Origin of the sequence: Caulobacter sp. DWP3-1-3b2 (genome assembly GCF_049896325.1) — a bacterium.
Taxonomy (GTDB): domain Bacteria; phylum Pseudomonadota; class Alphaproteobacteria; order Caulobacterales; family Caulobacteraceae; genus Caulobacter.
The window spans coordinates 1-5065 of record NZ_JAFCUB010000062.1; the positions used below are offsets into that span (position 1 = coordinate 1).

The 5065-nt window shown below is 62.7% G+C and carries 4 protein-coding genes and 2 pseudogenes; 1 reads left to right on the forward strand and 5 read right to left on the reverse strand.

Going from position 1 to position 5065, the window contains the following annotated elements; all coding sequences use genetic code 11:
• Positions 1-120, forward strand: a pseudogene (locus ACP7AG_RS21085) (IS5/IS1182 family transposase); the annotation flags it as partial.
• A gap of 146 nt (positions 121-266) precedes the next feature.
• On the opposite strand, the gene ACP7AG_RS21090 reads toward ACP7AG_RS21085, so the two are convergent.
• From ACP7AG_RS21090 to ACP7AG_RS21110, 5 genes and pseudogenes are all read right to left on the reverse strand, one after another.
• Positions 267-1076 (reverse strand): hypothetical protein, encoded by an 810-nt coding sequence (locus tag ACP7AG_RS21090; protein WP_426033370.1) that lies wholly within the window; start codon positions 1074-1076, stop codon positions 267-269.
• Positions 1054-3510, reverse strand: coding sequence for a calcium-binding protein (locus ACP7AG_RS21095; protein WP_426033372.1), 2457 nt, complete (start codon positions 3508-3510; stop codon positions 1054-1056). Before ACP7AG_RS21095 ends, ACP7AG_RS21090 begins: the two co-directional genes overlap by 23 nt.
• A 254-nt stretch (positions 3511-3764) precedes the next feature.
• Positions 3765-4061 (reverse strand): DDE-type integrase/transposase/recombinase, encoded by a 297-nt coding sequence (locus ACP7AG_RS21100; RefSeq protein ID WP_426033374.1) that lies wholly within the window; start codon positions 4059-4061, stop codon positions 3765-3767.
• 91 nt (positions 4062-4152) lie between these two features.
• Complete coding sequence (locus ACP7AG_RS21105; protein ID WP_426033376.1) at positions 4153-4500, reverse strand: transposase; 348 nt, start codon at positions 4498-4500, stop codon at positions 4153-4155.
• 163 nt (positions 4501-4663) lie between these two features.
• Positions 4664-4822 (reverse strand): annotated as a pseudogene (locus ACP7AG_RS21110) (helix-turn-helix domain-containing protein); the annotation flags it as partial.
• Between the last annotated feature and the right edge of the window lie 243 nt (positions 4823-5065).

A 5065-nucleotide genomic window follows, 5' to 3' on the forward strand; every position in this document is an offset into this window, starting at 1 on the left:
GACACCGAAATCTACAAATGGCGCCACTTGGTCGAGAACTTCTTCTGCAAACTCAGAGAGTTCAAGCGCATCGCCATGCGCGCCGACAAAACCGATCAAAGCTTCGCCGCAATGATCTAGCTCACCGCCGCCGTCATCAATTCCAGATGAATATCAACAGACCCTAGTGGTGAGATTCCGTCGCTTGGAACCCGCCCAAATCCTTCTCGGGAAAGGGATCGAGCGATTTCCAGAGGGACTCAAGCGTCGCGTTCTATCCACTAGGTCTAAAGCCACCAATCGCCCGCATGAACCTGGAGCACGAAATCGCCAGCGGTAGGCCCACTGACAACGACATAGGCTTCCTGGCCCGTAGCGGTGAAGCTGAGGGCGGCTTGAGCGGCCCCGGGCGCCGCGGTGGTCGAACGCAACAGATGGCCATTCACGTCGAACACTTGGAGCGTACCGTCGGACAAGGCGCCATTAAGTTCGAGCGTTAGGGTCTGATTTGCGCGGGTCTTGAGCGCGTACCAGTCACGGTCGCTGGTCGTGAGCGTCCCGGACTGGACCCCGTCAGCCAGCCCCAAAACCTGGTCGCTCTGTTCGCGCCCAAAGGCCGCGTCGCCAATCCGCCCTTCATCAGCCCCGTGGTCGAGCCAATGCGTCAAGGCCCAATTCGCACCGAGGTTCGCGGCGCCCAGGTCAGCATAGGTCAGAAGATAAGCCACGCTGTCGAAACCCTTGGTGACGCGACCTTCGTCAGCGCCATGGTCGAGATAATGAAGCAACAGCGCATGGGCGTCTGAACCATAGCCCTTGGCCAGGTCGACATAGGTCGCGCCGTAGACAAGGGCATTGAACCCGGAGGTCGCGCGACCTTCATCCGCGCCGTGGTCGAGATAGTGCAGCGTCAGGGCATGGGCGTTCGACCCATAGCCCTGAGCTAAATCGATGTTGCTCGCGCCGTAGATCAAGGCGTCGAACCCCGAAGTGGCTCGGCCCTCCGCGACGCCATAGGTCACATAGTTCAGGAGCAAAGCCTCGACATCCGAGCCATACTCGCGCGCCACGTCGCTATTGCGGGCACCGTACAGCAACGTATCGAAGGTGGTCGTGGCGCGTCCTTCCGCAACCCCCGTGCTGAACATAGTGTTGGGCCAGCATAAAGGTGTCGGCGCCGAAGGCGCGCGCCAGGTCTATATTGGAGGCGGCATATTCAAGCGCATTGAACAGGCCCGGGTCTCGGCCTTCGGCGACGCCATGTTCAAGATAGTGCTTGCGGGCCGCTACAGGGTCACCCTTGTAGCCGATCCGAAGGTCGGCATAGCTTGCGAGATAGCCGTAGGCGTTGAACGATTGCGCCTCGAACGTGGAGAAATCGATCATCGTGAGGCTGCCGTTGAAGCTGATCCGCTCCACATTGGCCACAAGGTCCGAGCCCGTTCCCGCCAGCCCCCGGACGACGAAGTCGTTGCCGCGCATCAGCACCGTGTAATCTCGGACATCGCCGGTCAAAGCCAGCGTATCCTGCCCGTCGCCACCGTCGATCAGGTCATTCCCGGAGCCGCCCTTCAGGCTATCCTCGCCCGCTCCGCCATACAGCCTGTCGTCCTGAGCGCCGCCGTCCAGGGTGTCGTTACCACGATCCCCGTAAAGGACATCCGCGCCGACTTCACCGAACAGGAGGTCATTGCCCGCTCCGCCGTGCACTTCGTCGGCCCCGCCGCCGGCCCGGATCAGGTCCGCGCCCCCCTGGATGAAAAGCCAGGGGTTCGGTGACGGCCCATCGCCATAGATCAGGTTGTCGTAATCATCGCCCGTCAGGACGTCGCCTTCCAGCGTGCCTTCCAGGCCGCGGATGTCGACCAGGGTGTGCAGAGTTCCTGGGAGAATGAGTTGCGGCCCGGCGATCCGCAGATCGAGCGTCAAGCTCGTGCTCCAGTCGCGATAGCTTGCGATATCAAGGCCGCCTCGGCCGATTAGCATATCGTTGCCGTGGCCCCCGATCAGGAAATCCAGCCCCCCGCCGCCGGTGAGGACGTCGTTGCCGTCGCCGCCCATCAGGATGAAGCCGGAGGTGGTCGCCAGGCTGATCGACAGGGTGTCGTTGTAGCTGGTGCCGCTGAACCCCTCAATGTCCGCCAGCGTGTCGGTTCCGTAAGCGGCGGTCGTCACGGCGCCGGCGTTGGTGATCTCTAACGTCAGCGCCGCGCTCATGTCGCCGAAGCTGACAATGTCGAGGCCCTCGCCGCCGTCGATATGATCGTCTCCGGCGCCGCCGTCCAGCAGGTCGTCGCCTTTTCCACCGTACAAGCCGTCGGCCCCATCGCCGCCGTGTAGGGTATCTGGCCGACGCGAACCGTCGAGCCGGTCGTTACCCGCATCGCCGAACAAGACGCTGGGGTCCCGGGCGTAGTACAGGAATTGCGCGGAGCTTACCAAATGGTCGTCGCCGTCCCCGCCGTGCAACCGCGGATACTGGTCCAGGCTTTCCATGTAGTCGTCGCCGGCCCGACCATAAACGTCGTTTCCCAGGTAGTTGCCGCCTGAGCCCGATGCAGTAATCGTATCGTTGCCGATGCTGCCCTGAACATAGCGGCCCGGATGAGTCAGGGTCAGGCCTGGCATGGCACCACCGTCTGGCGGGATGCCATGGAAATTGTCGGCGGTGAAGTCGCCGACCCGGGTGTTATCGAACACGACCAGATCTTCCTGCCAGCTTCCGACGCCTGCCCATCCGTCGCTGTCGAACCTCAGGATCGACGCGGCCCCCTCCTGGCGAAGCTGCAGATAACCCTGAGTGAATGGATTGCCTCCGTCCCATTTGTCGAAACGGTCCAGGATCGCGGTGAAGTCCAACTCGTCTCCGCCTGCTCCCGCCTGGAAGTCCGTGATGTGGTACTGGAGACCGAGCACCGCGCCATCGTAGCTCTCAAGATAAATCAGGTCGCGCCCGGCTCCTAGCGTGACATCGACCTGAAGGACCCCGCCAAAGCGGTCGCCATAGGCCATTGCGTCGATAACATCGTCACCGGCTCCCATGTCTATATGTATCGAGAGGGCCTCACCCTGTCCGTTCAGCGATAGCAGATCGTTGCCGGCGCCCGCGGTGAGCGTCAAGTTCAGGCCATTGCTCACGGTGACTTCGATTTCGTCGTCGCCCGCGCCGGCATCGGCGGCAATCGTTCGAGGGGGCTCGCCGTCGGGGCTAAAAATTCGCAGCGAGTCGTTATCGTCGCCCGCGAACAATCGGTCATCGCCAAACGTCGATATCAGGTAGTCGTGACCGGACCCACCCTCCAGAAGATCGTCGCCTAGGCCGCCCGACAGATAGTCGTCGCCCGCGCCGCCGATCAAATGGTCGTTGCCGGTAACGCCGCTGCCGGCCTCATCGCCGTTGTAGGCGTCGCCCCAAAGCTGGTCGTCGCCATCGCCGCCTTCGAGCAGGTCATCACCGGCAAGGCCAAAGGCCTGATTATTTCCCGAGTCGCCGACGAAATGGTCATCTCCGGCCGAAGGACCGCTACCCACAACCCACGTTCGCCCGCCCCTAACGCTACCTAACGCTAGCGATGGCTCTCATCAGATCGCAATGACGTCAAGGTTGAAGCCCATTACTCTTCGCAAGAAAAGGATCCTGGAGGGCGCTGTAGCGTCGCCAGACTAAGTGTTCAACGCCGGCATGAAATTTGGACCACGACGGTAGCCGAAGCCGCCTCAGGGTGCTGTCAGTCTAACCCCAACTTGTCTCCACTTGGCGCAGTCCGGGCAGAGACGGCCGGGCCTCAGGCCATGAGGGATTGCCACTCAGCCAGAGCGGCTGAGCGTTGGGTCTTGTAAGTTTCCCGGCTGATGAGGTGGCGCTCCTGGTTGAAGTGGTTGTGAAAGGCGGCATGGACTGAGCTGAATTTCTGCAGGCTTTTCATCTGCCTGAACCGCAGCATGGCCCGTTCTCGTCGTCGGAACGGGAGGTGCGAGTTCTCGCAGCGATTGTTCGCCCATCGGCCAACTTCCTGCTTCTGGGCGTTGCCGAGCTCCTTCATGGCCGCCCCATATGAGCGCAGGCCTTCGGTGGTGACCACCTTATACCAACCGCCCTTAGCATGAACCTATAGTCGCCCATTGGCGGTGGCCGATGGATTTGATGCGGTTTGGTCCTGCCATCAATTTGTTTCAGGCCTCGCAGATGGCTTGGACTATGGCGTCATAGTCGTCGAAGACCGTATTGGAGAGGAAGCGCTGTTGCAGGTGCTGCCAGACGTTCTCGGCGGGATTGAGCTCGGGTGAGCGTGGCGGCAGGGGCAGCAGGGTGAGGTTGTCGGGCGGTCTCAGCTTTTGGGTGGTGTGCCATCCGGCCTGGTCGAGGACGACCACGCCATGGGCGCTCGGGGCGACCTGCAGGGCGATCTCGTCGAGCTGGAGTTGCATGGCGGCGGTGTTGGCCTTCTCGCAGGCCCAGGCCGCGCCCACCCCGCGCGCGGGACAGATGGCCCCGAACAGATAGGCGCTGCCGGTCCGCAGGTCGGCGACCTAGCGCGGCCGCGTTCCGGTCTGGCCCCAGACCCGTGTGCGATGGGTCTTCTGGCCGACCCGCATCTCGTCCTGGAACCAGACCTCGACAGGCGTGCCGGGCGTCAGGCCAGACTGAATGCCCGCCAGCGCCCCTGCGGAGTTTTTTAAAATCCACCTGGGCCTGGATGTCCTGCCGATAGTGCTGGGGACGGGTGGTGATGTGCGAAAAGCCCAGCCGCTTGAGCAGCTTGCCAACCGTGCGCTCGCGCACCCTCACGCAGAAGCGTTCGGCGATGGCTGTCTGCGGATCGCAACACCGCCAGCGCGCCACGCCCTTGCGCCCCGCTGCCTCGGGCCCGGCGTACGCCTCCGGTGAAGGCCGCCTTGTCGCGTGGTGACTGGGCGGGGATGCCTTGCTCGTAAGGAGACCTTATGAGCACGCGTAGCTGCACAGCATGAGCCAGATGACGTTGATGACGGGGCCTGAGCGCCGGCGTCGCTGGAGCCAGCATGACCGTCGGCGGATCCGGTCGGCGGCGTTTGCGCCCGGGGCCGTGGTCGCCGATGTTTCGCG